This window comes from Saccharopolyspora tripterygii (assembly GCF_054778355.1).
Genome location: NZ_BAAGZP010000054.1, coordinates 1 through 25,815 on the forward strand (window position 1 = coordinate 1; position 25,815 = coordinate 25,815).

The 25,815-nt window shown below is 70.8% G+C and carries 28 protein-coding genes; 9 read left to right on the top strand and 19 right to left on the bottom strand.

The annotated features are described in order from the left end of the window. Positions 1 to 76 precede the first annotated feature (76 nt). The 3 genes from ACYVF3_RS31890 to ACYVF3_RS31900 form a co-directional block, all read right to left on the bottom strand. Positions 77 to 1,330, bottom strand: coding sequence for an HRDC domain-containing protein (locus ACYVF3_RS31890; RefSeq protein WP_461157997.1), 1,254 nt, complete (start codon positions 1,328 to 1,330; stop codon positions 77 to 79). A gap of 100 nt (positions 1,331 to 1,430) precedes the next feature. Continuing rightward, the gene (locus tag ACYVF3_RS31895; protein ID WP_093264979.1) at positions 1,431 to 2,147 is read right to left on the bottom strand and encodes a response regulator; all 717 of its coding nucleotides are present in this window, start codon (positions 2,145 to 2,147) and stop codon (positions 1,431 to 1,433) included. A gap of 432 nt (positions 2,148 to 2,579) precedes the next feature. After that, entirely contained in the window at positions 2,580 to 3,179 is a 600-nt protein-coding gene (locus ACYVF3_RS31900; RefSeq protein ID WP_461157998.1) for a DUF3000 domain-containing protein, read from the bottom strand. A 194-nt stretch (positions 3,180 to 3,373) separates the two neighbouring features. Here ACYVF3_RS31900 and hemE point away from each other — a divergent pair, with 194 nt between their 5' ends. From hemE to hemQ, 3 genes are read left to right on the top strand one after another with little or no spacing between them, the layout of a single operon-like run. Next, the gene (gene hemE / locus ACYVF3_RS31905) at positions 3,374 to 4,459 is read left to right on the top strand and encodes a uroporphyrinogen decarboxylase (protein WP_461157999.1); all 1,086 of its coding nucleotides are present in this window, start codon (positions 3,374 to 3,376) and stop codon (positions 4,457 to 4,459) included. Further along, positions 4,459 to 5,892, top strand: a complete 1,434-nt coding sequence (gene hemG / locus ACYVF3_RS31910; protein ID WP_461158000.1) for a protoporphyrinogen oxidase — start codon at positions 4,459 to 4,461, stop codon at positions 5,890 to 5,892. Before hemE ends, hemG begins: the two co-directional genes overlap by 1 nt. A 19-nt stretch (positions 5,893 to 5,911) precedes the next feature. Beyond that, positions 5,912 to 6,607: a hydrogen peroxide-dependent heme synthase gene (hemQ, locus tag ACYVF3_RS31915; protein ID WP_461158001.1), complete on the top strand. Its 696-nt coding sequence runs from the start codon at positions 5,912 to 5,914 to the stop codon at positions 6,605 to 6,607. An 87-nt stretch (positions 6,608 to 6,694) separates the two neighbouring features. Here hemQ and msrB read toward each other — a convergent pair whose 3' ends face one another. After that, positions 6,695 to 7,111, bottom strand: coding sequence for a peptide-methionine (R)-S-oxide reductase MsrB (gene msrB, locus ACYVF3_RS31920; RefSeq protein ID WP_461158002.1), 417 nt, complete (start codon positions 7,109 to 7,111; stop codon positions 6,695 to 6,697). Between the two features lie 68 nt (positions 7,112 to 7,179). Next, complete coding sequence (locus tag ACYVF3_RS31925) at positions 7,180 to 7,521, bottom strand: hypothetical protein (protein ID WP_461158003.1); 342 nt, start codon at positions 7,519 to 7,521, stop codon at positions 7,180 to 7,182. Between the two features lie 97 nt (positions 7,522 to 7,618). On the opposite strand from ACYVF3_RS31925, the gene ACYVF3_RS31930 reads away from it, so the two are divergent. Further along, positions 7,619 to 8,392 carry a DUF4389 domain-containing protein gene (locus tag ACYVF3_RS31930; protein WP_461158004.1) on the top strand — a complete coding sequence of 258 codons (774 nt, stop codon included), beginning with the start codon at positions 7,619 to 7,621 and terminating at the stop codon, positions 8,390 to 8,392. A gap of 274 nt (positions 8,393 to 8,666) precedes the next feature. Here the strand turns inward: ACYVF3_RS31930 and ACYVF3_RS31935 are convergent, their stop codons facing one another. Then, positions 8,667 to 10,229 carry an alpha/beta hydrolase gene (locus ACYVF3_RS31935; RefSeq protein WP_461158005.1) on the bottom strand — a complete coding sequence of 521 codons (1,563 nt, stop codon included), beginning with the start codon at positions 10,227 to 10,229 and terminating at the stop codon, positions 8,667 to 8,669. Between the two features lie 162 nt (positions 10,230 to 10,391). Between ACYVF3_RS31935 and ACYVF3_RS31940 the strand changes: the two genes are divergently transcribed. After that, the gene (locus tag ACYVF3_RS31940) at positions 10,392 to 11,327 is read left to right on the top strand and encodes an EamA family transporter (RefSeq protein ID WP_461158006.1); all 936 of its coding nucleotides are present in this window, start codon (positions 10,392 to 10,394) and stop codon (positions 11,325 to 11,327) included. Positions 11,328 to 11,355: 28 nt separating this feature from the next. Here the strand turns inward: ACYVF3_RS31940 and ACYVF3_RS31945 are convergent, their stop codons facing one another. The 10 genes from ACYVF3_RS31945 to ACYVF3_RS31990 all read right to left on the bottom strand — a co-directional run bounded on the left by ACYVF3_RS31945 (position 11,356) and on the right by ACYVF3_RS31990 (position 17,134). Continuing rightward, entirely contained in the window at positions 11,356 to 12,252 is an 897-nt protein-coding gene (locus ACYVF3_RS31945) for a 2-dehydropantoate 2-reductase (protein ID WP_461158007.1), read from the bottom strand. 11 nt (positions 12,253 to 12,263) lie between these two features. Continuing rightward, entirely contained in the window at positions 12,264 to 13,367 is a 1,104-nt protein-coding gene (locus tag ACYVF3_RS31950) for an ATP-dependent DNA ligase (protein ID WP_461158008.1), read from the bottom strand. A gap of 9 nt (positions 13,368 to 13,376) precedes the next feature. Continuing rightward, positions 13,377 to 13,979, bottom strand: coding sequence for an alkaline shock response membrane anchor protein AmaP (gene amaP, locus ACYVF3_RS31955; protein ID WP_461158009.1), 603 nt, complete (start codon positions 13,977 to 13,979; stop codon positions 13,377 to 13,379). Further along, positions 13,976 to 14,512, bottom strand: coding sequence for a DUF6286 domain-containing protein (locus tag ACYVF3_RS31960; protein ID WP_461158010.1), 537 nt, complete (start codon positions 14,510 to 14,512; stop codon positions 13,976 to 13,978). The genes amaP and ACYVF3_RS31960 overlap by 4 nt, the downstream gene beginning before the upstream one ends. Before the next feature lie 3 nt (positions 14,513 to 14,515). Beyond that, entirely contained in the window at positions 14,516 to 14,881 is a 366-nt protein-coding gene (locus ACYVF3_RS31965; protein WP_461158011.1) for an Asp23/Gls24 family envelope stress response protein, read from the bottom strand. Next, positions 14,878 to 15,060, bottom strand: a complete 183-nt coding sequence (locus tag ACYVF3_RS31970) for a hypothetical protein (protein WP_461158012.1) — start codon at positions 15,058 to 15,060, stop codon at positions 14,878 to 14,880. The genes ACYVF3_RS31965 and ACYVF3_RS31970 overlap by 4 nt, the downstream gene beginning before the upstream one ends. A gap of 43 nt (positions 15,061 to 15,103) precedes the next feature. Beyond that, entirely contained in the window at positions 15,104 to 15,352 is a 249-nt protein-coding gene (locus ACYVF3_RS31975) for a hypothetical protein (RefSeq protein WP_461158013.1), read from the bottom strand. 27 nt (positions 15,353 to 15,379) lie between these two features. Further along, entirely contained in the window at positions 15,380 to 15,685 is a 306-nt protein-coding gene (locus ACYVF3_RS31980; RefSeq protein ID WP_461158014.1) for a hypothetical protein, read from the bottom strand. A gap of 33 nt (positions 15,686 to 15,718) precedes the next feature. Continuing rightward, entirely contained in the window at positions 15,719 to 16,234 is a 516-nt protein-coding gene (locus tag ACYVF3_RS31985; RefSeq protein ID WP_461158015.1) for an Asp23/Gls24 family envelope stress response protein, read from the bottom strand. Between the two features lie 147 nt (positions 16,235 to 16,381). Beyond that, the gene (locus tag ACYVF3_RS31990) at positions 16,382 to 17,134 is read right to left on the bottom strand and encodes a pyrimidine reductase family protein (protein WP_461158016.1); all 753 of its coding nucleotides are present in this window, start codon (positions 17,132 to 17,134) and stop codon (positions 16,382 to 16,384) included. 80 nt (positions 17,135 to 17,214) lie between these two features. Between ACYVF3_RS31990 and zapE the strand changes: the two genes are divergently transcribed. Continuing rightward, positions 17,215 to 18,243, top strand: coding sequence for a cell division protein ZapE (zapE, locus tag ACYVF3_RS31995; RefSeq protein ID WP_461158017.1), 1,029 nt, complete (start codon positions 17,215 to 17,217; stop codon positions 18,241 to 18,243). 203 nt (positions 18,244 to 18,446) lie between these two features. Here zapE and rocD read toward each other — a convergent pair whose 3' ends face one another. Then, complete coding sequence (rocD, locus tag ACYVF3_RS32000) at positions 18,447 to 19,676, bottom strand: ornithine--oxo-acid transaminase (RefSeq protein WP_461158018.1); 1,230 nt, start codon at positions 19,674 to 19,676, stop codon at positions 18,447 to 18,449. Positions 19,677 to 19,810: 134 nt separating this feature from the next. Beyond that, positions 19,811 to 21,460: a serine/threonine-protein kinase gene (locus ACYVF3_RS32005; RefSeq protein ID WP_461158019.1), complete on the bottom strand. Its 1,650-nt coding sequence runs from the start codon at positions 21,458 to 21,460 to the stop codon at positions 19,811 to 19,813. 174 nt (positions 21,461 to 21,634) lie between these two features. Here ACYVF3_RS32005 and ACYVF3_RS32010 point away from each other — a divergent pair, with 174 nt between their 5' ends. Genes ACYVF3_RS32010 through ACYVF3_RS32020 form a run of 3 tightly spaced genes read left to right on the top strand, consistent with a single transcriptional unit; the run spans position 21,635 to position 25,239 of the window. Further along, positions 21,635 to 23,200, top strand: a complete 1,566-nt coding sequence (locus ACYVF3_RS32010) for a sugar ABC transporter ATP-binding protein (protein WP_461158020.1) — start codon at positions 21,635 to 21,637, stop codon at positions 23,198 to 23,200. After that, on the top strand, positions 23,193 to 24,203 hold the full coding sequence (locus ACYVF3_RS32015) for an ABC transporter permease (protein WP_461158021.1): 1,011 nt from the start codon (positions 23,193 to 23,195) through the stop codon (positions 24,201 to 24,203). Before ACYVF3_RS32010 ends, ACYVF3_RS32015 begins: the two co-directional genes overlap by 8 nt. Before the next feature lie 31 nt (positions 24,204 to 24,234). Continuing rightward, a complete protein-coding gene (locus ACYVF3_RS32020; RefSeq protein WP_461158022.1) occupies positions 24,235 to 25,239 on the top strand; it encodes a substrate-binding domain-containing protein in 1,005 nt (334 codons plus the stop codon). Positions 25,240 to 25,344: 105 nt separating this feature from the next. On the opposite strand, the gene ACYVF3_RS32025 is transcribed toward ACYVF3_RS32020, so the two are convergent. Next, a complete protein-coding gene (locus ACYVF3_RS32025) occupies positions 25,345 to 25,740 on the bottom strand; it encodes an ArsI/CadI family heavy metal resistance metalloenzyme (protein WP_461158023.1) in 396 nt (131 codons plus the stop codon). Between the last annotated feature and the right edge of the window lie 75 nt (positions 25,741 to 25,815).

Sequence of the window (25,815 nt, forward strand, 5' to 3'; positions counted from 1 at the left end):
TCCGCCATCGGAGGCCAACCACCCATCACCCGACTGACCAACCTCCCCGAACACCACAGCTAAAACTGGGACCGGCTCAGGATTCCTCGGCGGGCGTTGCGTGGAGGGCGTGGCAGAACGCCTCCGCTGTGAGGGTGATCTGCCACTCGCGGGCGCCCTTGGCGCGCAGCAGGTCCGCGATCGATGCGGTGCTGATCTCCTCCGGCGGCGTCCAGCAGGTGCGCCGGACCAGGTCGGGCAGGAGGAGGTTCTCCACCGGCAGGGAGTGCTCCTCGGCGATCGCGTTCAGCGCGGCCCTGGCGGCCGTGAGCCGAGCCGCCGCTGCGGGATCGCGGTCGGACCACCGATTGGTCGGGGGTGGACCGTCGTTCGGCGTGGACGCGGCGGGCAGCTCCTCGTTGGTGAGGCGGCGCGCCGCGCGCAGCGCCTGCAACCACATCGAGGCGCGCCTGCGCTGCTGGCGACCGCCGAACACCGGCATCGCCACGAGATCGCCCTCGGACTTGGGATTCGACTGCGCGGCGAGCACGATCGAGGAATCCGGGAGCACCCGGCCAGGAGCGATGTCGCGTTCGCGGGCGAATTCGTCGCGGGCCTGCCACAGGGCTCGCACCGCGGCCAGCTGCCGTGGGCTGCGCACCTTGTGGATGCCCGACGTGCGGCGCCACGGTTCGGCGCGCGGGGGCGGGGGTTCAGCTGTCCGGACGGCCTCGAACTCCTCGAAGGCCCAGTCCAGCTTGCCCTGCCGCTCCAGCTCGGCGTGCATCTCGTCGCGCAGCGCGACCAGGAGTTCGACGTCCAGAGCGGCGTAGACCAGCCAGTCCTCGGGCAGCGGCCGCTTCGACCAGTCCGCGGCGCTGTGGCCCTTCTCCAGCTGGTAGCCGAGCATCCGCTCCACCAGAGCGCCCAGCGACACCCGGTCGAACCCGGCGAGTCGCCCGGCCAGCTCGGTGTCGAAGAGCCGTGACGGGTGCAGATCGAGTTCGGCGAGGCACGGCAGGTCCTGGGACGCGGCGTGCAGCACCCACTCGGTGTCGGCCAGCGCCGGCACCAAGGGGTCGAGCTCGCCCTTGAGGGCGATCGGGTCCACCAAGGCGGTGCCCGATCCCTTGCGGCGCAGCTGCACCAGGTAGGCGCGCTGCGAGTAGCGGTAACCCGAGGCGCGCTCGGTGTCCACCGCGACCGGCCCGGTACCTGCGGCCAGCGCTTCAGCGGCCGCGTTCAACGCGGCCGGGGTGTCCACCACCGGCGGCACGCCGTCGACGGGTTCGGTCAACAACACCGGCTCCGGGCGGCCGGATCCGACTGTCTCGGGGCTTGCAGCTTCCACGGCTAACAGACCTTACGTGCTTTGGCCCGTTTCGTGTGGCTGGTCCACCCGACGTCGTCGGTCCGGCCCACCCGGTGCTGGTGTTCGTCAGCGATCCACCTCAGCGGATCACTCCGGCACGCATGGCCAGTGCGACCATCTGCGCTCGGTCGCCGGTGCCCAGCTTGCGCCCGATCCGCGACAGGTGAGACTTCACCGTGAGCGCGGAAAGGTTCAGGGCCTCGCCGATCTCCTTGTTGGAGCGGCCATCGGCCACCAACTGGAGAACTTCGACCTCACGCCCGGACAGCTCGCGAGGTGTGTTGTCCGTTCCCGGCACGCGGGTTCCGGCGGCAAGCACCGGAGCCACGCTGGGATCGGCGTACACGCCGCCGTCGAGCACGCGGCGCACGCCGTCGGTGACCACCATGGGCGAGGCCGACTTCAACAGGTACGCCTGCGCACCTGCCTGGAAGGCGGCTCTGACCGCATAGGGGTCATCGGACGAAGCGAGCACCACGATCCGTGGCCAGCCCTGGCTCCGGAGTTCCGTGACCAGTTCGATGCCGGTCCCATCTGGGAGTCCGAGATCGAGGATTGCGAGGTCGCACGGACCGGTCGCCAGAGCACGAGCCCTGGCTTCGGCCATGGATGCGGCCTCGTGCACCGTGCCGGCTCCCATCTGCAGCAGCCGAGCGGCGATCGCCTCTCGGAGCAGCGGATGGTCATCCACCACGAGCACCGTGAACAGCTCTTCCCGCGGGTGCGGGACCATGTTGGCCGGCAAAGCGCCGGCAGGCGTGGTTCGAGCGGCCTGACCTAAGCCGACGGCAGCCACGTCACTACCTCCCTGGAGTCGGTCGTGCCCCCCGACCGGCACCGGGACTCTCGACCAATCAGCCGCGCCACTGATCGACCGAAAGTGGTGTCGTCGGGGTGAGCGTAACCGCCCAAGCGGGTCAGCGGGACGATCAATCGGGTATGTATCCCGATCGAGTTGTGACGGGACCATGCTTTTGTCGCCCTTTGGGGTGACTGAGAGCGACGACCGTAACGTCGGAGCGTGGCCATGCGACATATTTTGAATGCGTATGGTGAAAATCTTGCACGAGCAAGCATTTCGGCGAGGCCGAACGAACTTCGCGAATGAAAATCGGGCACCGGCGTGTCGCGCTTCGGCGTGTCGCATTCGGGGGGTTCGCGAAGGGGGAGACGGGCCAACGCTACGCGCTGCGCCGACTCGCCGCAGCCGATGATCGGGGGACCCCGATCAGTCCTGTCGCATTGATCCGTTCGGGCGCCTGCCGAGTAGCGCAACGCCTTCCGGCGGAAGCCCGGCAGCGCACGCCATGAGTTCGTGGAAGGCGTCCGCGTGCGGCCTGAGCTCGACCTCGTCGCCGCCGAACACCGAGGGTTTCGCCGTCCACGACCCGCGCAGCTCCAGATCGTGGCTGCGGGACGGTCCCGTGATGTCGCCGAACCTCGCGGAGGACGTCAGGGTCACCGTGCCGCCCAACGAGGTGAACGAGGCGCCCGCGTTCTCCAGGGCGTCGGTCAGCCACGACCAACCGACCGCGGGGAGCAGCGGGTCATCCGCCACCTCGGGGTCGAGCTCGGCCCGCAGGTAGACCACCAGCCGCAGCACGCCGTCCCAGGCGTCCTGCCCCTCCGGGTCGTAGAGCAGCACGAACCGCGCTGTGGCCAGCTCGCCTGCCGGTCCGTTCGCCTCCGCGGCCAGCGCGTGGGCCCAGGGGGCCAGGCGCTTGGGAGGACCGACCTCGCTGAGCTCGATCTCCGCACGCGGCTGAGGCGACGTCAACGCGGCAACCGCCTGCCGGAAAACTTCGGGCGCCGCCGACATCTCCGTCACGGCGACGACTGTAGGGGCCCGCGCGGGCCCGTGGGTGGAGGCGCGCCGTTGCAGGCGCGGGCGCTTCGCGTGGCGGCGCGGGCGCCGTGCGAAGATTGCCGGTGCAAGCCCGGCCGTCCGTCGTGGCAGATCCTCTCCAGGCGCCCGCAGACCGCACCGGGATCCGACGACTCGACGTACGGACAGCGCCTCCCATGACGAACTCCGCTCCGGTCTCCGCTCGCCGGGACCTCACCGACGCACCCCTGCTCGTGGCCGCGCGCGGCGGGAAGCCCCGCCACACGCCGGTGTGGTTCATGCGGCAGGCCGGGCGGTCGCTGCCCGAGTACCGCAAGGTCCGCGAGGGCACCCCGATGCTGCAGGCGTGCCTGACGCCCGAGCTGGTCACCGAGATCACCATGCAGCCGGTCCGCAGGCACGGCGTGGACGCGGCGATCCTGTTCAGCGACATCGTGCTCCCGCTCTACGCGGCCGGTGTCGGACTGGACATCGTGGCCGGGACGGGCCCCGTGGTCTCCAACCCGATCAGCGGGCTCTCCGACGTCACCGCGCTGCCGTCGCTGGCGGCGGAGCAGGTCGCGCCGGTCGCCGACGCGGTGGGCCTGCTGGTGAAGGAGCTCGGGAGCACGCCGCTGATCGGGTTCGCCGGGGCGCCGTTCACGCTGGCCTCCTACCTCGTCGAGGGCGGGCCGAGCCGCAACCACGAGCGCACCAAGGCGCTCATGCACTCCGATCCGCAGACCTGGCACGCGCTGCTGGAGAAGCTCGCCGACACGACGCTGGAGTTCCTGCGGGTGCAGCTGGGAGCCGGTGTCGACGCGATCCAGCTGTTTGACTCCTGGGCGGGCGCGCTCTCGCTGCGCGACTACCGCGAGTTCGTGCTGCCGCACAGCCGCCGGATCTTCGAGGGCGTCGCCGAGATCTCCGACGTGCCCAGGATCCACTTCGGGGTCGGCACCGGAGAGCTGCTGGGCGCGATGCGCAGCGCCGGACCCGACGTGGTCGGCGTGGACTGGCGCATCCCGCTGGACACCGCCGTCGCGCGGCTGGGCGCCGCTGACCCGGAGGCGGCCGCACCGGTCGTGCAGGGCAACCTCGACCCGGCCGTACTGTTCGCCGGTTGGGACGCCGTCGAGCGCGAGGTGCACCGCATCCTCGACGAGGGCCGCGCCGCGGGCGGGCACATCTTCAACCTCGGCCACGGCGTGCTGCCGACCACGGACCCGGAGATCCTGACCCGGGTCGTCGAGCTGGTGCACACCGCGACCGCGCAGCGCTGATGACCGGTCGTCGCGTCGCCGTCGTCGGCGGTGGTGTCGCCGGGCTGGCCGCCGCCCACCGGCTCCGCCGCGAGCTGGGCGCCGACGCCGAGATCGTGCTGGTGGAGCAGACCTCTCGGCTCGGCGGCAAGCTGCGCACGGTCGAGCTCGCAGGTCGTGCCTACGACCTGGGTGCCGAGGCGTTCCTGGCGCGGCGGCCCGAGGTTCTCGACCTGGCCGAGGAGCTGGGCGTGCGCGCCGAGGTCGTCCACCCGGCGGGTGCGGCCGCGACCGTGCGGGCCGGCGGCCGATCCCACCGGCTGCCCGGCGGAACGGTGATGGGCGTTCCCGCCGACGCCGAGTCGGTCGCCGGGGTGCTCTCCGAGACGGGTGTCGCCGCCGTGCGCGCCGAATCCTCGCTGCCGCGGATCGAGTGGGACGGCGCGGACGTCTCGGTCGGCGAGCTGCTGCGGGCCCGCGTCGGCGACGAGGTCGTGGACCGGCTGGTGGAGCCGCTGCTCGGCGGCGTCTACGCGGGCGACGCGAACCGGCTCGGGTTGCGCGCCACCGTTCCCGCGCTGGCCAAGGCGCTCGACGACGGCGCGGGCTGGATCACCGAAGCCGTCCGCGCGTCCCTGCCGACGCCGAAACCCGGTGCGCCGCAACCGGTGTTCGGAGCGTTCCAGGGCGGTTACCGGGAACTGCTGGACCGGCTGCTGATCGCCGCCGACGCCGAGGTGCGGCTGGGCCTGCCGGTCCGGGCGCTGACCCGCACCGAGCGCGGTTGGCGGCTGGAAATCGGTTCCGCACCCGCACCGGAGCACCTCGACGCCGACGCCGTGGTGCTCGCGGTTCCCGCCCCCGCGGCCCGGAAGCTCTTGCAGGGCCCCGTTCCCGGTGCCGCCGCCAAGCTCGTCGACGTCGAGCTGGCGTCGATGGCCGTGGTCGGCCTCGCGCTGCCGCCCGGCACGGAACTGCCCGAGCACGAGGGAACTCCGGCCTCCGGCGCGCTGATCGCCCGAGGCGAGCGGCACGGCAGCGGAACTCCGTTCACCGCCAAGGCGTTCACCTTCTCCAGCACCAAGTGGCCGCATCTGCGCGGCGCCGGGGGAGAGGTGCTGCTGCGCGGCTCGGTCGGCCGATTCGGCGAGACCGAGGACCTGCGCCTGGACGACGAGGAGCTGCTGACCCGCGTCCGCGCGGATCTCGCCGAGCTGACCGGCATCACCGCCGAACCGGTGGATTCCGCGGTGCTGCGCTGGGGCGGTGGCCTGCCGCAGTACGGCGTGGGGCACCCGGAGCTGGTCGCCGAGGTGGAGCGCGAGGTCGCGGGCGTCGCGGGGCTCGCCATCGCGGGCGCCGCGCTGCACGGCGTGGGAGTTCCCGCGTGCGTGGGGACCGGTGAGGCGGCAGCGACCAGCATCACGCGGGACCTCGTGCAGCCCGGGCGCTGAGCAGTGGCACGATGAGGTCATGGCGCGGCTGAATTACGACGAACTCAACGACACCATCCGCTACACGATGTGGTCCGTCTTCCGGATCGAGCAGGGAACCCTGCCCGAGGACCGGGCCAAGGCCGCGCAGGCGACCCAGGAGTACCTGGAGTCGCTGGAGGAGTCCGGTGTCGTGGTCCGCGGTGTCTACGACGTGTCCGGTCTGCGCGCCGACGCGGACTTCATGATCTGGTGGCACGCCCAGGACATCGAGGCCGTGCAGGCCGCCTACACCGGTTTCCGCCGGGAGACCCCGCTCGGGCAGTCCTCCGAGCCGGTCTGGAGCAACGTGGCGCTGCACCGCCCCGCGGAGTTCAACAAGAGCCACATCCCGGCGTTCATGGCCGGTGAGGACCCGAAGCGCTACATCTGCGTGTACCCCTTCGTGCGGTCCTACGAGTGGTACCTGCTGCCCGACGACGAGCGCCGCAAGATGCTGGCCGACCACGGCAAGGAAGCCCGCGACTACCCGGACGTGCGCGCCAACACCGTCGCGTCCTTCGCGCTGGGCGACTACGAGTGGGTGCTCGCCTTCGAGGCCGATGAGCTGCACCGGATCGTCGACCTGATGCGCCACCTGCGCGCCACGGAGGCCCGCCTGCACGTCCGCGAGGAGGTCCCGTTCTACACGGGCCACCGCGTCGACGTCGGCGACCTCGTCACCCGTCTTCCCTGAAGCGCTCGATCACCCGAACCGCGGCCCCACCCCGGCAGTGCCGAGGTGGGGCCGCAGTCGTTCTGGTGGGAGCCGCCGCCCGTCGAGTCAGCTCTCGACCAGGCGGACCGCGATGGAGTTGATGCAGTAGCGCTGGTCGGTGGGCGTCGCGTAGCCCTCGCCCTCGAAGACGTGGCCGAGGTGGCCGTGGCAGGAGGCGCAGAGGACCTCCGTGCGGACCATGCCCATGCTGCGGTCCTTCCGGAGGATGACCGCGTCGGTGTCGCTCGGGTCGTAGAACGACGGCCAGCCGCAGTGCGACTCGAACTTGGTCTCGCTGCGGAACAGCTCGGCACCGCATCCCCGGCACTCGTAGACGCCGGTGGTCTTGGTGTCGACGTACTCGCCCGCCCACGCGGGTTCGGTGGCCGACTGGCGCAGCACCGCGAACTCGTTCGGGGTGAGCTGCTCCCGCCACTCCTGCTCGCTCTTGCTGACCTGGGGAGTGCCTGCAACCGGATCCATGCTTCCACGCTAATGCGATCGAAGATCGATTGCTAAGCGGCCCAGCGGGATCGAGGCCTGGGCCACGCTCAGCCGAAGAACGTGCCGAGCATGTAGGCCACCGCGTTCCAGACCGTGAACAGCACGCCGAAGAGGATCAGGACGACGACCACCACCGCCAGCAGCCTGCGGTGACCTCCGGTGCGGTTGGCGCTCTGGGCGAACTCGTCGACCCCGCGCAGCATCCCCTCGACCGTGGCCTCGGCGTTCGGCCGGTCCATCCGCGCGCGGTGCTCGGCGAACGCACGGACCTCGGGATCGTTCTGGTCGAGGTCGTCCAGGTCGCCGAAGCGGGTCGGCTCGTCCGATTCGCGGCGCTGCATCGGCCCACCGTAACGCCTGCGCACGGCCAGCGGAATCGCCTCGTTCACCGCATGGTGTGGGCCGGAACGGACGAAAGTCCCTCGTGGCGGGCGCTCGATCAAATAGAATTCAGAAAATCCACTGTGGAAATCTGGGGAGGCGGCGTTGAGCGAGTCAGCCGGGACCGAACAGGGACGGTTCCTGCCGGAACTGCAGATCACGCCGCCCGAGCGGCAGCGCCGCTGGACCGTGCTGCTGCGGATGCTGCTGCTCATCCCGCACTTCATCGTGCTGTGGGCGCTGGGCATCGCGGCCGCCGTCGTGGTGATCATGGGGTGGTTCGCCGCGCTGGTCCTCGGGCGGCTGCCCGAGTGGATCTCCGGGTTCCTCGTCCTCTACATCTCCTACAACACGCGCGTGGGCGCCTCGGCGTGGCTGCTGGTCGACCGCTACCCGCCGTTCGTCGTGGGCGATCCGCAGTTCCCGGTGGACATCGAGCTCCGGCCCGGCACCCTCAACCGCTGGGCGGTGCTGTTCCGGCTGATCCTGGTGATCCCGGCCGGGATCGTCTCCGCGATCGTCTCCTACGGCTTCGGCGTCCTGTCCTTCTTCCTGTGGCTGACCATCCTGATCATGGGCCGCAACCCGCGTCCGGTGTTCGACGCGTCGGTGGCCTCGCTGCGCTACACGATGCGCGTCAACGCCTACTTCTACCTGCTCACCGGCGCGTACCCGAAGGGCCTGTTCGGCGACGCCCGCGAAGAGGGCGAAGCGGCGAAGGTGCCCGCCGGCACGCGGCCGCTGGTGATGTCCCAGGGCGGCCGGGTCATGCTGATCGTGTTCATCGTGCTCGGAGTGCTCGCGCTGGTCGGCAACAGCGTCGCGTCGTCCATGCAGCCGGCCTACTCACCCGAGTACCAGCACGCCCTCCACGGATGATCCACCCGGCCGCGACGCCGGTCACCGATCGCAATCGCGGGGTTCCGCTCCTTGGGCGACGTCGGTTCGCTCGTGCAGCGGTAGGCCAGTGCTCGCAGCGGCGAGGACCATCGACAGGTGCTGGTACCCAAACCGATCGGAGGTCGGAGATGGTCGGCACCGAAGCACCGCACCAGGGCGGTTGCAGCTGCTGCGGTAGCTGCAGCGGTCCCTCCTGTGGCTGCTGCTCCAGCTGCGGCTGAAGCGGCGGTGGCTTGCCCGGGGTGTTGCGGGATCACTCCGGGCAAGCCATGCCCTCGGTGGGCACGACCCCCCGGACCAGGAATCGGTTGACCGCGTCGGTGATGCACGTCGAGCGCGTGATCGCTCCGTGCCCGGCACCTTGCCAGCGCATCAGCACCCCGGTCGGCAGCTCGTCGGCCATGTGATCGGTGCCCAGCGCGAGCGTCTTCGGATCGTGAGCCGTGGTGATCACCGGGATCGGCGGCAGGTCCGCGCGGCGAGGTGCGGGCAACGGCTGCTGGGGGACCGGCCACGAACCGCACCACACCACGTGCTGCGCCGCGATCCCGCCGAACAGCGGGAAGCGGCTCGTCCAGTCCTTCGCGATCTCGCTGCTGCGCTGCGGCGGAACGCGCAGAGTCGTGTCGTTGCAGCCGGTGATCAGGTCCCCGTCGAACCACGGCGGGTTGACCCCCTGCGGTGCGACCAGCGGTGCGGTGAACTCGGCGAGCTCGGTGCCGTCGCCCCGGGTGCCCGCCGCCAGCGCTTCGGCGAGGGCCGGCCAGCTGTTGCGGTCGGCGAGGCCCTGCAGCACGCCCCGCGTCACGAGACCGGCCGGGACCTGCGCGCCCGACGACGCGGGCAGCGCGGTGTGCCGGGTGCGCTCGACCAGGTCGCTGACGGTCTGCCGGGGGTTCGGGCCGAGCGGGCAGCGGCGGCTGACGCAGTCCGCGGCGAAGACGTCGAAGGTCTGCTCAGCGGTCTGCGCCTGCTGCTCGGACTGGCCCATCGAATCGCGGGTCGGGTCGGGAGCGCCGTCGATGACGAACCGGCCGACGCCGCCCGGGTAGCGCTCGGCGTAGGTGGTCAGCAGCCGCCCCGCCTCGCCGCGGCCGATCGCGTGGAGCTTTGGCACGCCCAGCTCCAGGCGGAGTTCTTCCAGGTCGGAGGCGGTGCGCCAGGTGTCGTAGGCCTGCAGCCGCTCGTCCAGCTTGAGCAGGCACTCCTGGCTGGCCGCCAGGACCGACTCCAGCAGCCGGTCCAGGTCGGCCCGTTCGGTCGCGCGCGGATCGAAGCCCAGCACCTGCTCGCGCTGCTGAGCCGGGACGCAGTCGGCGGCCTCGGACTCGCCGGTGCCGCGCCGATCCATCCCGATGATGTCGTAGGTGTTGCGGATCTCCTGGGGCAGCTGGGTGGCCAGCCGCGCCGCGAAGGTGGTGCCCGGCTCGCCGTCGACATCACCCACGACCACCAGCGGCACCCGGCCCGAACCCGTGCGGATCAGGGAGTTGCGGGCGGTGCCCCGCTCCGGGGCCTCCGGTGCGTCGAGCGTGGACAGCAGGCGGGAGCAGGAGAAGGTCATCCCGGGCGGCAGGGAACCGACTTCCGAGCGGGTCTGCTCGGTGCAGTCCTGCCAGTTCAGCGAGTCGTTTCCAGCGGTGCCCAGCGGCGGCACCGGCTGCGGCTTCGGTGGCTGCGGCGCAGGCGCCACCTGCTGCTCGCTGTCGTGGTAGGCGACCGCGGGGCGCTGGGACGGCCCGACCGAACAACCGGTGGCCACCAGCAACAGCAACGGCAGCAGCACGGCCCCGGCCCGGTTGATGGTGCGCGGCACGGGAACTCCTAGTCGACAAAGCCCGGCGGTAGGTGTGCAGCATCCCATGATCGGCGTGTGACCTCGGTGAGGGGACGTCGCGTTTCGCCGGAGCGCGGCCTCACCGGTTTTTCCCGGTCGTGTTCGCTCGGCTAGCGTGCCGGTGGTCGTGGTCGGCGGACGATGAGGAGCGTTGTGCAGGTCGCTTGGGGGCCCGGAGACGGACGTCGGTGGAGCGCGAGCCGGGCGTCGGCCGCCGCTCTGGGAGCCGTCCCGCCGCCGATGATGGTGCTGGTCGGCGTGATCAGCGTGCAGGTGGGAGCGGCCTTCGCCAAGCAGCTGTTCAGCGTCGCCGGGGCTTCCGGGGTGGTGCTGCTGCGGCTGGTGTTCGCCGCCGCGATCCTGCTGGCGGTGTTCCGGCCGTCGGTGCGGCTGGGCTGGCCGACGCTGCGCGTCGTCGCCGGGTACGGCCTGGTGCTGGCGGGCATGAACATGTGCATCTACCAGGCGTTCGAGCGGATCCCGCTGGGCGCCGCGGTGACCATCGAATTCCTCGGGCCGTTGACGGTGGCGCTGTTCGGGTCTCGTCGCAAGCTCGACGTGCTGTGGGCGCTGCTGGCCGGAACCGGCGTGTTCCTGCTGTCCCGCGTCGAGGGCGGTCTCGACTGGGTGGGCGTGGCGTTCGCGCTGGCGGCGGGCGCCTGCTGGGCCGGTTACATCCTGCTCGGCGCCAAGCTCGGGAGCCGGACGACCGGGACCTCGGGTCTGGCGCTGGCGATGGCCTTCGGCGCATTGGTGGCGCTGCCGATCGGGGCCTTCGACTCCGGTCCCGCGCTGCTGAGCCCGATGGTGCTGGTCATCGGGCTGCTGGTCGCGCTGATGTCGTCGGTGGTGCCCTACACGCTCGAACTCGAGGCGCTGCGCCGGATGCCGCCTCGCGTGTTCGGGATCCTGATGAGCACCGAGCCGGCCGTCGCCGCTCTCGCCGGGCTCGTGGTCCTCGGCGAACTCCTCACCGGCTGGCAGTGGATGGCGATCTGCTGCGTGGTGATCGCCTCGGTCGGCTCGGTGGCCACCACCCGCACGACTCCGGAATCGAGCGATCCTCCGGCGAACTGACCCGACCGGGTGAACGGGCGCGGTGCGGTCAGGCGTTCGGGAGGGGTTTCGGCTCGATCGCGCGGAGGAGGGTGAGCAGGGTCCGGTTCAGCGGGACCGGGATGCCGTGGCGGTCGGCCGCGCGGACCAGGGTTCCGGTGATGTGCTCGTGCTCCAGCGGAAGACCGGCGAGCCGGTCGTAGAGCATCGAGGTGCCGTTGGTCGCCGGGAACCGGGACGTGTAGTCGCCGAGCACCTTGTCCGCGTCCTGCTGGGTGAGCTCGGCGCCCTCGGCCTGCGCCACGGCGATGGCCTCGGCGAGGACGCCCGCGCAGAGCTCCTGGACGTCGGTTTCGGCGAGCACGTCCAGGCGGCGCAGGGTCAGCGCGGTGATCGGGTTCGGCGCCACGTTGGTGAGCATCTTGCGCCAGGCCGAGGTGTGGAAGTCCGCGGTCTCGCGGAGATCGATCCCCGAACCTTCCAGCAGCGCCACGAAGCGGGACCCGGCGTCACCGGCGGCGACCTGCATGGTGGTCGGCGAGCGTCGGACCACGCGGCCCGGGCTGGTGCGCTCCGCACCGACGTAGATCAGCGCGGGCAGCACCGGCCCCCTCGACCACAGGTCGGCGACCGAATCGCGGTGCGCGACACCGTTCTGCACCACCACCAGCCCCGCGTGCCCGTCGTCGAGCCGGTGCAGCCAGGACGCGGTGCTCGGGACGTCGTGGACCTTGGTGGTCAGCACGACCCAGCCGCACTCGCCGACGTCACCGGGGTCGGTCGCGACCGTCACCGGGATCTCCGCGGTACCGCCGGGCGCGTCCAGCACCAGCCGCTCGAACGGGGTGCGCACGCACATCGTCACCTCGTGACCGGCGGCGTGCGCCGCCTCGGCGATCACCCCGCCGATAGCGCCCGAACCGATCACCGCAATCTTCGCCACCACGGGAGCGGAGATTACCCGTCCGAACGCTCCGTCCGGTGCGCTGCGCCGAACAGCACCGAGTCGAGGTCGTAGCGCATCGGCTCCTCCAGCTGGGCGTAGCCGCAGGATTCCGGATCGCGGTCGGGGCGCCAGCGCACGAACTGCGTGGTGTGCCGGAAACGCGCGGGGTGGCCGCCTTCCGTGTGGTCGTAGGAAACCTCCACGACCCGCTCCGGCCGCAGCGGGACCCACGGCTGCTCGTTGGTGTTCCAGCGGTTCACCGACCCGGGCAGCCGCCTGCCCGTCGCGTTCTCGCCGACCCACGGGTGCTCGCCCTCGGTGATCAGCCCGGAGAGCTCGTCGGCCAGCTCCCGCCGCCGCGCGGCGGTGAACGCACCGACGACGCCGACGTGGTGCAGCACCCCGTCCTCGTCGTGCAGGCCCAGCTGCAACGACCCCACTGCGGTGCCGGGTTCGGTGTTGGCGTGCCAGCGGAGGCCTGCGACCACGCAGTCCACCGTGCGCGAGTGCTTGATCTTGAGCATCGTCCGCTTGCCCGGCACGTACTGGCCGTCGAGCGGTTTGGCGATGACGCCGTCGAGCCCGGCACCCTCGAACAACCGGAACCACTCCTCGGCCAGCTCCGGGTCCTCGGTGGCGGGCGTCGTGCGCAGTCCGGGCCGGTCCAGCCCGAGTTCGGCCAGCAGCGCCCGGCGCTCGGCCTGCGTCGAGGAGGTCAGGTCGTGGTCGTCCAGCGCCAGCAGGTCGAAGGCGATGAAGGTGGCGGGGGTTTGCTCGGCGAGGGCCTTGACCCTGCTGGCGGCGGGGTGGATGCGCTCGCTGAGCTGGTTCCAGTCGAGCCGGTCGCCGTCCTCGTCGTGCTGGATCACGACGAGCTCACCGTCGATCACCGCCGGCCGCTCCAGGTGCTGGGCGAGCGTGGCCCGCACCTCGGGGAAGTAGCGCTCCAGCCCGCGGCCGGTCCGCGACTGCAGCAGCACGGGTTCGCCGGGATCGACGAACGCCAGGCACCGGAAGCCGTCCCACTTGGGCTCGAACAGCAGACCGCCGCGGTGCGGAACGCCGTCGACGGGCTTCGCCAGCATCGGTTTCACCGGGGCTCGCAGCGGCAGCACGACGGCCTCCTACTGGACGCGTTGCTTGGGAGCTCGGTCGAGCTGCAGGCGGATCGCCGTGGGCAGCGTGTCCCGGCCCAGCGACTGCCGGGCCCGGGCGAGGACCTTCTCGTCCAGCTCCTCCCACACGTGCCGGATGTTGGTGCCCTCCTGGAGCGACAACGTCAGGCGCAGCGACGGGGAGCGGTCGCTGCCCGCCATCCGGACCCGTGCGCGCTTGACGCCCGGAACCTGCTCGGCGTCGGCGCGCACGGCGTTGGCCAGCGCCCCGCTGGTCACGTCCAGGTCGCCGGAATCGGACTTCTCGAGGCGGAAGTCCGGGCGAGGTTCGGGCCGCATCGCGCGCACCAGCCACCACAGGCCCAGCGCCAGCAGCACGAGCCCGGCGATGATGCCGATCACCGCGGCGAGCCGGGCGTTGTCCCGCAGCCACTGCACGACGAGGGGATCGGCCACCGGACGCCGCGAGCGGAACGTGCCCAGCACGCCGGAGCCGACGACGATCGCCGCGACGCCCACCAGCAGGGACACCAAGCCCAGCAGGGTCACCGCTGAGCGCTCGAAACCCGCGCCACGACCGATCGGGGTGCTGCTCGGCTTGACGTCGCTCATCGGCGCTCCTTGGGCTGCGCCACCGATACCTGCACCTTCGGCGAGCGGGGCATCGGCAGTTCTCCGACGGTGTGCTCGGCGGTCTCGGTCAGCTTTCCGCGCAGGCCGGCTGAATCCTTGAAACGGGAGGTGGCCTTGACGCGGATCCGCTTGGCGCCGGCGGTGACGGTCGCTCCCGCGACCCCGTCTTGATCGCGGACCTGGTGACCCACCAGCCGTGCGAGCGAACGCCGGTCGGTGGTCACGGTGACCTCCGGGGCCGGATCGTGCAACCGGATCTGCTTGTGCCCCGCGCTCATCGCGGCGATCAGCAGCACCAGGCCGAGCACGATCAGCGCGCAGGCGCCGAACCGCACCGGAAGGTCGGCCCAGGAGAACCCGCTCAGCGCATCGCGAACGGCGGCCGGACCGAGGATCAGACCGCGTGAGTCAGGCCGGATCAGCGACCACGCGGACTCGATCGCCAGCAGCGCCCCCACTGCGGCGATGAGGATCCCGGCCACGGCGGTGATCAGTCGTACGAACAGGCGCATCGCTCACTCCACCCGCGGTGCCGCAGCTGGGGGAACCAGTGCGGAAACGGTCACGTCGACGCTGCGGACCTGGCATCCCGCGATGCGCGACAGTTCCGCGCCGACGCGCTCGCGCACCGAGGCGACGGTGTCGCGCACCGGAGTCGGGTAGCTCAGCGCCACGCTGAGCCGGACGCGCAAAGCGTCGTCCGGGCCGCTGATCTCGGCCTCCGACGCGTGCTTGCGACCGCTGCGCGCGCAGCCGGGGTCGACATCGGCGGCGTGCTGGGCGATCTTGCGCAGCACGGTGCGGTTGACGTGCAGGGTGCCGCGTTCCTCCGCTCCCTCGCCGGTCGCGGACTCGGCGGGCTCGGTCGCGGTGGCCGTCATTGGCGGTCCTTGGCGCGGCCGATCAGGTCGCTGACGTCCAGCTCGCCGTCGAGGATCCGGCCGATGACCAGCCCGACCACACCGATCAGCAGGGCGATCAAGAAACCGATGAAACCGCCGACGGCTGCGGCGGTTCCGAGGATCAGTCCGGAGATCAGTCCGGTCTGCGTCGCATTCATCTCCGATGCCTCCAGTGAAGAAACGGGCTGTTGCACGAACAGGTCATCGAACACGTGGCGGCCCGCGACGGCGCCGCCACCGGCATCGGACGCGGTGCAGCAGACCGCGGACACCGCGAGGCCTGACCTCGACCACGATCGGCGCGTCGAACCGCGGACCGGTGGATCGGCCGCGCAGCCGGGCGAGCCCGGCCTTGAACGTCTCCGGGTCCCCTCCCACGTCCGGGTGGTGCGCCCGGACGAACGCGCGGATCTCGGCGCGCGTCGCCGGATCGTGCTGCACGTCCCCCATTCTGCGCCTCCCGGCGAGAACCGCCGCTCATGCCGATTCCGGCGAGTCTTCGGCGGTTTCCACGTCGGAGACCTGGACGTCGACGCGGATCCCGCCGGCCAGCACCTCGGTCAGCGAGTCGCGCAGCTCGGCGACGGTCGTGCGGACCGGTTGGTCGAGCCGCAGCACCACGCCGATCTCCACGGTCTCGTCGTCCGGCCACCGCACGCCGACGACCCGATGGCCGGGGAAGAGCGAGGTGATCTCCCCGAACGCGCCGCCGTGCAGCCGTACCACCGACGGGTGCGCCAGCACTCGGTCGGCGAGCTCGCTGGCGGATGGCTGCTCCGGCACGTCGGCCTCCTCTGCGGTGGGGAAGGGGCGGTGTCACTCCACGCGCGACTGCGTGGGCTGAGGCGCCTCCTCCTCGTCATCGCTGGGGAGGTGGATGTCGTTGACGACGATGTTGACCTCGATGACGTCGAGTCCGGTCATCCGCTCCACTGCGGTGATCACGTTGCGTCGCACGGCACGTGAGAGCTCCACGATGGACGCTCCGTACTCGACCACGAGGTCCAGGTCCACCGCGGCCTGCTTCTCGCCGACCTCGACCTGAACGCCCGCCGTGGAGGACGTGCCGCTGCCGCCGGGAATCCGGTCGCGCAGAGCGCCGAAGGCGCGCGAGACACCGCCGCCCATCGCGTAGACGCCGGAAACCTCGCGGGCCGCCATGCCGCCGATCTTCTGCACCACCGAGGCGGCGATGGTGGTCTTGCCCTGCGATCCGTCGTCGGAGTGGCGCGCGGGAGAACCGCCGGTGCGCGTATCCGGGATGCGCCGCTCACTGCTCTGAGATCCCGACTGGGTGGTCTGGCCGGTGGGCGCGTCGCTGTTCTGGGCCATGGAAATCCAGCTCCTTCCCGGTGCGCCGAAGCACTTCGGCGTGGTGTGGCGCGAGTTCTACCCGCACCTGGTCCGAGGGTGTCCCAGGTGGGAGCGAAGCACCATTCGGTACTTCGCGGGACGAGGTGCCGTTCTCGGCCACACCCGTCACTCCCGCATTCTTCCGTAACGCGTGAGCAGCAGCGAATCCGCGTGCAGCACCGATTCCAACCGCATGCGGCGCGGCACCTCCGCTCCGGCGCCGTTCGCGATCCGGCCGGCGTTCCCGCTGGTGAGCAAGGGGGAGAGGGTGAGGCAGAGCTCGTCGACCAGGTCGGCGTCGACGAGGCCGCCGAACAGGCGAGGTCCGCCCTCGCAGGCGACCCTGCGGAGCCGGCGCTCCTCCAGCGCGTCGAGCGCGGCGGCGAGGTCCACCTGGTCGGATCCGGCCACCACCACGTCGGCGCCCGCGTCGGTGAGCGCTGCCCGTCGTTCGGCGGGCGCGGATTCGCAGGTGATCACGATCGGCGGCACCAGCGTGTCGGTGAGCAGCGGCGAGTCCAGGGGGAGCGAAGCGCGTGCGGTGACCAGCGCGAGCGGCGGTGCCGGCGACAACCCCAAGCGGCTGCGGCGCTCGGCGCGGGCCGCGTTGGGCTTGATGCCGCGATAGCCCTCGGCGACGGCGGTCCCGGCGCCGACCAGGATCACGTCGGAGAGGTCGCGGATCAAGGTGAGGACCTTCAGGTCGACCGGCGCCGACAGCCCGCGGGAGCTGCCACCGGCCGTGACCGCGCCGTCGAGGCTGGACACGAAGTTCACGCGCACCCACGGCCGGTGCAGCGGTTCGGGGAAGGCGTAGTGGCCCTCCAGTCGTTCGTCCGCTTCCGTCGCGCCGTCCACCGGCCAGAGCTCATCGACCACGGTTCCATCCCACCACGGGTGAGCAGGAGCACGTCGTGCCAGGACCTGGCCCGGCGGCGTCCGGTTATAGAGTCGGCCGCATGAATTCCGCCCGTCTGGTCGACCGACGTCCAGAGATCACCCCGGACGAGCTGGTCCAGGCGATGACGCCGCCGCCGCGCTTCGAGGCGGCGCGTTTCGAGACCTACATCCCCAACCCGGACGAGCCCAGCCAGGCTCAGGCGGTCCGGGACTGCTCGGCGTTCGCCGAGCGGATCAACGCCGGCGCGGGCAGCAGCGGGGGATGGTTCCGGGCGATGCTCGGCAAGAAGAAGCCCGATGGCGAGAAGCGCGGGCTCTACCTCGACGGCGGTTTCGGCGTCGGCAAGACCCACCTGCTGGCCTCGCTCTGGCACGCCGCCGAGGGGACGAAGTCCTACGGGACCTTCGTCGAGATCACCAACCTGGTCGGTGCGCTCGGTTTCGTCGAGACCGTCCAGCGGCTCTCGCAGCACCGGCTGCTGGCCATCGACGAGTTCGAGCTGGACGACCCTGGCGACACCATGCTGGTCACCCAGCTGATCGCGAAGCTGACCGACGCCGGTGTGCACGTGGCGGCCACGTCCAACACGCTGCCGGACAAGCTGGGCGAGGGCCGGTTCGCGGCGGTGGACTTCCTGCGCGAGATCCACGCGATGTCCGCGCGGTTCGGCGTGGTGCGGGTCGACGGTCCCGACTACCGGCACCGCGGGCTGCCCGAGGCGCCGCCGCCGATGCCCGAGGACGAGCTGTCGCGGCTCGCCGAGGCGACCGACGGTTCGACGCTGGACGACTTCGACGGGTTGTGCGGCTTCTTGGCCGGTCTGCACCCCTCCAAGTACGGCAGGCTCGTCGACGGCATCACCGCCGTGCACCTCTCCGGCGTCCACGCGGCCCCCGACCAGGACGTGGCGCTGCGGCTGGTGGCGCTGGCGGACCGGCTCTACGACCGGGCCATCCCGGTCCGCGTCTCCGGGTGCCCGCTGTCGGAGCTGTTCACCGAGGAGATGCTGCAGGGCGGGTACCGCAAGAAGTACCTCCGCGCGATCAGCCGCCTCACAGCCCTCTCCCGCGACCTCACCAAGTCCTGACCCCACCACCCAGCGAACTCGCACCACTTCGGGCGTCGCGCCACTTCGAACTCGCACCACTTCGGGCTTCGCGCCACTTCGGGCTCGCGTCGCACGGTGACAACGGCCGTTGGTATCGCGCAGTTTTAGTCCAAACTGAGCCATGATCATGTCCGAAATGTCGGCTCAGTTTGGACTAAAACTGGGACCAGGTGCGGTGAGGGCTACTGCGCGAGGGCTTCGGCGATGGCGTCGATGCCCGTGTCGAGCTCGTCGCGGGTGATCGTCAGCGGCGGGGCGATGCGCAGCGTCGTGTCCTGAGTTTCCTTGCACAGCACGCCCTTCGCGATCAGCGCCTCGCTGACCTGACGCCCGGTGGGCCCGCCCGGGGCGATCTCCACGCCTGCCCACAGGCCGCGTCCGCGCACCTGCGCGACGCCGTTGCCGACCAGGCCGCCGAGCCGCTCGTGCAGGTGAGCGCCCAGGTCGCGGGAGCGCTCCTGGAACTCCCCGGTGCGCAGCAGGCCGATCACCGCGCGGCCCACGGCGGCCGCGAGCGGGTTGCCGCCGAAGGTCGAGCCGTGCTGGCCGGGCTGCAGGACGCCGATCACGTCGTCGCGTCCCACCACCGCTGAGACCGGCAGGATTCCGCCGCCCAGCGCCTTGCCCAGCGTGTAGAGGTCGGCGCGGACGCCGTCGTGCGCGCTGGCCAGCAGCTCGCCGGTGCGCGCGAGGCCGGACTGGATCTCGTCGGCGATCAGCAGCGCGCCGTGCTCGTCGCACGCGCTGCGCAGCCGGGGCAGGTAGTCGGCAGGCGGTACGACCACGCCCGCCTCGCCCTGGATGGGCTCGACGAGCACGGCCGCGGTCCGCTCGCTGATCGCGGCTTCGACCGCGGCCGCGTCGCCGTAGGCGGTGACGGTGAAGCCGGGCGTGTAGGGGCCGAACTCGGCGCGCGCCTCGGGGTCGGTGGAGAAGGACACGATGGTGGTGGTGCGGCCGTGGAAGTTGGAACCGGCCACGATGATCTCGGCCTGGTTCTCCGCAACGCCCTTGACCTGGTAGGCCCACTTGCGGGCGATCTTGATCGCCGACTCGACGGCTTCGGCGCCGGAGTTCATCGGCAGCACCCGGTCGGTGCCGGTCAGCTCGGCGAGCTCCTGGCAGAACGGTCCGAGCTGGTCGTGGTGGAACGCGCGGCTGGTCAGCGTCAGCTTGCCCAGCTGCTCGGTCGCGGCGGCGATGAGGTCGGGGTGCCGGTGGCCGAAGTTCAGGGCCGAGTAGCCGGCCAGGAAGTCCAGGTAGCGACGTCCGTCCACATCGGTCATCCAGGCGCCGTCGGCCTCGGCGATCACGACCGGGAGCGGGTGGTAGTTGTGCGCGCTGTAGCGCTCGTCGAGCGCCAGGAACTCCGCGGCGCGGGACTGGGTGTCGAGGTGGTGGACGGTAGCCATGGGCACAAGGCTATGTCGGCGGTCCAGTGGATTTCAGTCGCTGAGCCTTGCTTGTTGCGTCGCTTCGTTGCGTTAATTCGAGTGAATCCGAGGATTCGTTGTGCGAACGGCGGCGGCTCTGCGGCGTCCGGGTGTCACAGCATCCGCGAGTCGTAGCGGCCGCGCGCGTACTGGTCCAGCGCCCCGCGCAGGCGGCGCGATTGCTGGCGGCGGGAGAACCAGCCACCGGTCGCGCCGACCGGGTAGATGCGGGCGCCGCCGTGGTAGCGACGTACCCGGTGCCACGGCGTGGAGCGCGGGACCGAGCCGTCGGCCATCCAGACGGCCAGCGACGTCGACTTGCCCCTGCCCACCACGCCGACCCGAGACACCTGGTGCCAAGGGATCTCGCGGGTGAGCCCGAACCGGTGGACGACGACGCCCTCGCCGTTGACCTTCAGGCGCAGGCTGGGCGCGATCATCCGGCAGAACGACCACACCGCGCCGATCAGCAGCAGGAGTGCTCCGATCAGGAACACGGTCTCCAGATCCGGGCTGGCGAGGGAATCGAACACGCGAACGCCGTAGAGCCGGATGTGCCCGCGGTCGGCCAGGTAGGACGCGGCCGTCAGCAGCAGCGCGAAGACCGCGGTCCACATCGCCGCGGCCACGCGTCCGCGCGTGCGGAACTCCGGCCCCGGGCCGTCCCGGCGCACGCGGGGCGAGCGCTGCTCCTGGGATTGCGTCGGTCGCTTCTGCGCGGGTGAGGGAACGATCTTGTCCCGCATCTGCCCCGCCGGAGCGGGCCCCGGCGCCGGCGGAGGCCCGGCCGCGACCGGCGGTGCCTGCGTGTAGGTCTGGGTGACCGGTTTCGGCGCTTGCGCAGGCGCGGCCACGGGTTGCGGCGGGGGAGTGTCGGGGGTCTGGGCGGTGCGCTGCAGCTCCGTCGCGTGCTGGGCGATCACGGCCGTGATCGTCGGCGGCAGCCAGCCGCTGCCCTGGGGGCTCGTCTCGCCGATCCGGTCGAGCATCTGCGCCGGGGTCGGGCGGGCTGCGGGGTCTTTCTGCAGGCACTCGACCAGCAGCGGGCGCAGGCCTTCCGGCGCGTCGTCCAGGTGGGGCTCGCCGTGAGCGACCTTGTACAGCAGCGACGCCGTGCTCTCCTCGCCGAACGGGCCGGACCCGGTGGCGGCGAACGCCAGCACCGCGCCGAGCGAGAACACGTCGCTGGGCGGGCCGACGTCGGTGCCGAGGGTCTGCTCCGGGGAGAAGAACCCGGGGGTGCCCAGGAAGATGCCGGTCGCGGTGAGCGCGTGGCCGGTCATGGCCCGGGAGATGCCGAAGTCGATGACGCGCGGACCGTCCGGACCGAGCAGGACGTTCGCCGGTTTGAGGTCGCGGTGCACCAGTCCGGCGTTGTGGATGGCCACCAGCGCCTCGGCCAGGCCCGCGCCCAGGCTGCGCACGGTCTCCTCCGGCAGCGCGCCGTGGTCGGCGACGGCCTGGTGCAGCGTCGGGCCGGGGACGTACTCGGTGGCCAGCCACGGCTGCTCGGCGTCGGGGTCGGCGTTGACGACCGCGGCCGTCCAGAAGCCGCCGACCGCGTGGGCGGCGTCGGCTTCGCGGCGGAACCGCTCGCGGAACTCCGGGTCCTCGGCGAGGTCGGCGCGAATCACCTTGACGGCGACCACCCGGCCTCCGCGCGAGCGGCCGAGGTAGACCCCGCCCATCGCGCCGCGGCCCAGGCGTGCGAGCAGCCGGTAGTCACCCACCCTGGTCGGGTCGCTGGCCAGCAACGGCTGCACGGCGTCTTCGCCCCCTAGATCATCGGAAGTCGCGTTTGCGCTGTCCCGACCGAGAGCTTACGTACCCTCCGCATCCGTGTCCGGCGGATGCGGAGAAGTCACCTCCGCCGGGTGTCTCGGTAATCGGTTACTTGGCTTCGTTCCGGCCCTTTCACGATGAGCGGAGCTGTGGGTATGATCCGGCGCACCGTGACCTGGAGCACGATCATCGAGGATCGAGGGAGGCTCGCCGTGGAAGCCAGCGGACAACGCCCCGCAGTGGCGCTGCGCGGCGTCGGCAAGCGGTTTCCCGGGGTGGTGGCCGTCGACGGCGTCACGTTGGAGATCGCACCCGGTGAAGTGCACGTCTTCGCAGGTGAGAACGGTGCCGGCAAGTCGACGCTGATGAAGATGATCGCCCAGATCGAGCAGCCGAGCAGCGGTCACATCGAACTGGACGGCGCGCCGGTCACCTTCCAGGGGCCCGGTTCGGCCAGGCGGCTCGGTGTGTCCATGGTGCACCAGGAGTTCGCGCTCGCCCCCGATCTGTCGGTCGCCGAGAACCTCTTCATCGGGCACGAACCCGGTCGGGGCGGCTGGATCTCCCGCGCGGCCGAGCGCCGCGCGGCCCGCGACCTGCTCGCCCGCGTCGGTCTGGACGTCGACCCCGGACGGCGGGTGTCGCTGCTGTCCACAGCGGAGCAGCAGCGCATCGAACTCGCCAAAGCGCTGGCGGTGCAAGCGAAAGTGCTCATCCTCGACGAGCCGACGGCGAGCCTCACCGAGCGGGAGGCGGAGGAGCTGTTCGGCATCGTCCGCGAGCTCACCGCGCAGGGGATCGCGGTCCTCTACATCTCGCACCGGCTGGACGAGATCTTCGAGATCGGCGACCGGGTCACCGTGATGCGCGACGGGACCGTTGTGGACACCAGCCCGGTAGAGGGCATGGACGAGGCGCAGCTGGTGCAGCTGATGGTCGGCCGCGACGTCTCCAACCTGTACCCGCGCACCCACCAGGAACCCGGCGAGGTGCGGCTCAAGGTCGAGGGGATCACCCGCGGCGAGAAGGTCCGCGACGTGTCCTTCGAGGTTCGTGCGGGGGAGATCGTCGGTCTGGCCGGTCTGGTCGGGGCGGGCCGGACGGAGCTGGCGCGCGCGGTGTTCGGAGCCGAACCCGCCGAGCGCGGAACGGTCACGATGGACGGTCGCAAGCTGCGCATCCGCGGACCGGCCGACGCCATCGCCGCCGGGATCGGCTACCTCACCGAGAGCCGCAAGGCCGACGGGCTGGCTCTGCAGCTGGGCGTGGACAAGAACATCACGATGGCCAAGCTGCCGATGCTCAGCTACGGGCTCATCGATCTGAAGGGCGAGCGGCGCATCGCCGAGCGCCAGCGGGAATCGCTGCGGATCCGCGTTCCGCGCGTGGGACGGCAGGCGCAGACGCTCTCCGGCGGCAACCAGCAGAAGGTCGTGCTGGCGCGCTGGCTGGAGACCGGGGCGGACGTCCTTTTCTTCGACGAGCCGGGCCGCGGGATGGACGTCGGAGCCAAGTCCGAGATGTTCGCGCAGATGGATTCCCTGGCCGAGCAGGGGAAAGCGGTCGTGCTGATCTCCAGCTACCTGCCGGAGCTGCTGAACATGTGCGACCGGATCCTGGTGATGCGCGGTGGCCGGATCACCGGCGAGGTTCGGCGCACCGAGTTCTCCGAAGAACGCGTGGTCGCACTCGCGACCGGAGCGAAGGGCAACCATGACTGAGCAGACCAAGGCACCGTCCGATGGGGACCGTGGGCTGCTGGGCGGGCTGAGCGATCGCCTCTCCGGCGCGGTCTCCCAGGTCGCCGCGGCCGGCGCGCTGATCCTCGTGTTCATCGTGCTGTCGATCGTCGCGCCGTCGTTCCTCACGGCGGACAACCTGTTCAACCTGGGGTCGCAGACCTCGGTGAACGCGGTGATGGCGGTGGGCGTGACGCTGGTGATCATCACCGGTGGAATCGACCTGTCGGTGGGATCGGTGGCCGCCCTCTCCGGGGTGATCGGCGTTCTCCTGATGGCCGAGTACGGCTTCAACCCGCTGCTGGGCATCGTCGGCGGGCTCGTCGTCGGAGCGCTGGCCGGGCTCGTCAACGGCCTGCTGGTGTCGGTGGTGGGGCTGCCGCCGTTCATCGCGACGCTGGGCATGCTCAGCGTGGGTCGCGGACTGGTCCTGATCGCCACCGGCGCGGTCGCGGTGTTCGGCGCGCCGGACTCGTTCCGGCTGCTGGGACAGGGCGTTGTCGGGATCATGCCGATCCCGGTGCTGCTGATCATCCTGGTGGCGCTGCTGGGGTACGTGGTGCTCACCCGCACCCGGCTCGGCCGCTACGCGTACGTGATGGGTTCCAACATGGAAGCCGCACGGCTGTCCGGTGTTCCGGTCAAGCGCTACATCACCTCGGTGTACGTGCTCTCCGGTGCGCTGGCCGGCCTGGGCGGCATGATCGCCGCGTCGCGGATCAACTCCGGTCAGCCGAACTTCGGCGAGGGGCTGGAACTGGACGTGATCGCGGCGGTCGTCATCGGCGGCGCCAGCCTCTTCGGCGGCCGCGGTACCGTGCTCGGCTCGCTGATCGGGGCCTTCCTGGTCGCGGTCATCCGCAACGGCGCGGTGCAGCTCAACATCGGCACCTTCTACCAGAACGTGCTGATCGGCGTGATCATCTGGTTGGCCGTCTGGTGGGACTACTACCAGCGCCGGAAGCTCGGCGGCGACGCCGGGTAGCGACATTCGCGATGAGCAAGGGAGCTCGGCGATGAAGAAGGTTCTGACCGCAACCTGCGTGCTGCTGACGCTGGCGGCCACCGGCTGCAGCGTTGGCGTGCGCGAGCAGACCGGCGGTGGGCAGCAGTCCGGCGGCCCGATCAAGATCGCGGTGGTGCCCAAGGCGATCGGGTTCGACTTCTGGGAGAAGGTCCGCGTCGGCGCGCAGTGCGCGGGCGACAAGCAGCAGGACGTCGATCTGCAGTGGGACGGCGTGAGCTCGGAGAGCGATGTCAGCGGCCAGCAGAGCCTGCTGCAGGACATGCTCGCCCAGGGCAACGTGAAGGGTCTCGTCTACGCGGCCACCGACGCCAAGGCGCTGTCGGAGATCACCAAGACCGCGCAGGGGCAGGGCACCACGGTGGTCAACATGGACTCCGGTACCACGCCGCAGCCGCCGGACGTGCCGGTGTTCGCGACCAACAACGTCGCCGCGGCCGAGCAGGGCACCGACGAGCTGGCCAAGCAGCTGGGCGGCAAGGGCAAGGTCGCCTTCATCGAGTTCCAGGCGGGCACCAGCACCAACGAGACCCGCGGTCAGGGCTTCAAGAACGGGTTGGCCAAGCACCCCGGTCTGCAGCTGGTCGCCCAGCAGTCCAGCGACAGCGACTACAACAAGGCGCTGCAGGTCACCCAGGACATCCTGACCGCCAATCCGGACCTCAACGGCATCTACGCGGCCAACGAGCCGAGCGTGCTGGGCGCCGCCGAGGCCGTCCGCCAGTCGGGCAAGGCCGGGCAGGTCAAGATCATCGGCTGGGACACCTCCGAGGGGCAGATCCAGTCGCTCCGCGACGGTGTGATCACGGGCCTCATCGCCCAGAACCCGTTCAAGATGGGATACGCGGCGGTCAACACGGCCGTCGCCAAGATCCGCGGCACCGGGGAGCAGTCGGCGAACACCGACACCGGAGCCACGCTGATCACCAAGGAGAACCTGGATACCCCGGAGATCCAGAAGATCCTCAACCCCTCCTGCGAGAACCCGCCGCAGTGACCCGCGGGTGACGCGGGCAGTCGCCTCACGACGAGAACCCCGGTGTTCGTGCGCGATCACCGGGGTTCTCCCGTGCGCGCGGGAATCGCTGCCGGGAGCGCCGGATCATGTGCAGCAGGCGGATTCCCGGGCCGGGGAATCGGACTTGACCACGTACACCTCCCACGGTTCGTTGCCGGGGCCGTGGACCCAGACCTTGTCCTGGAACGCGTAGCAGCAGTCGGTGTCGTTCTCGACCTCGGTGAACAGGCCGAGTTCGGAGAGCCGGGTGGTGGCCTGCTCCACGGCGACGGTGTCGTCGACCTCGATGCCGAGGTGGTCCATCGCGGTGTCCTGGTCGGCCTGGCCCTCGATCAGCACCAGCTTGAGCGCCGGCTCGGCGATGGCGAAGTTGGCGTAGCCGGGGCGTCGTTTCGCCGGTTCGGCGCCGAGGAGCTTGGTGTAGAAGGAGATCGAGCTCTCCAGGTCGGCGACGCGGAGAGCGAGTTGGACGCGTGACATCTCTGGCTCCTCATCTAGACATCCATCGAAACAGGCACCCCGACATTGCTCCTTGTTTCGAGATGTGTCAACTTA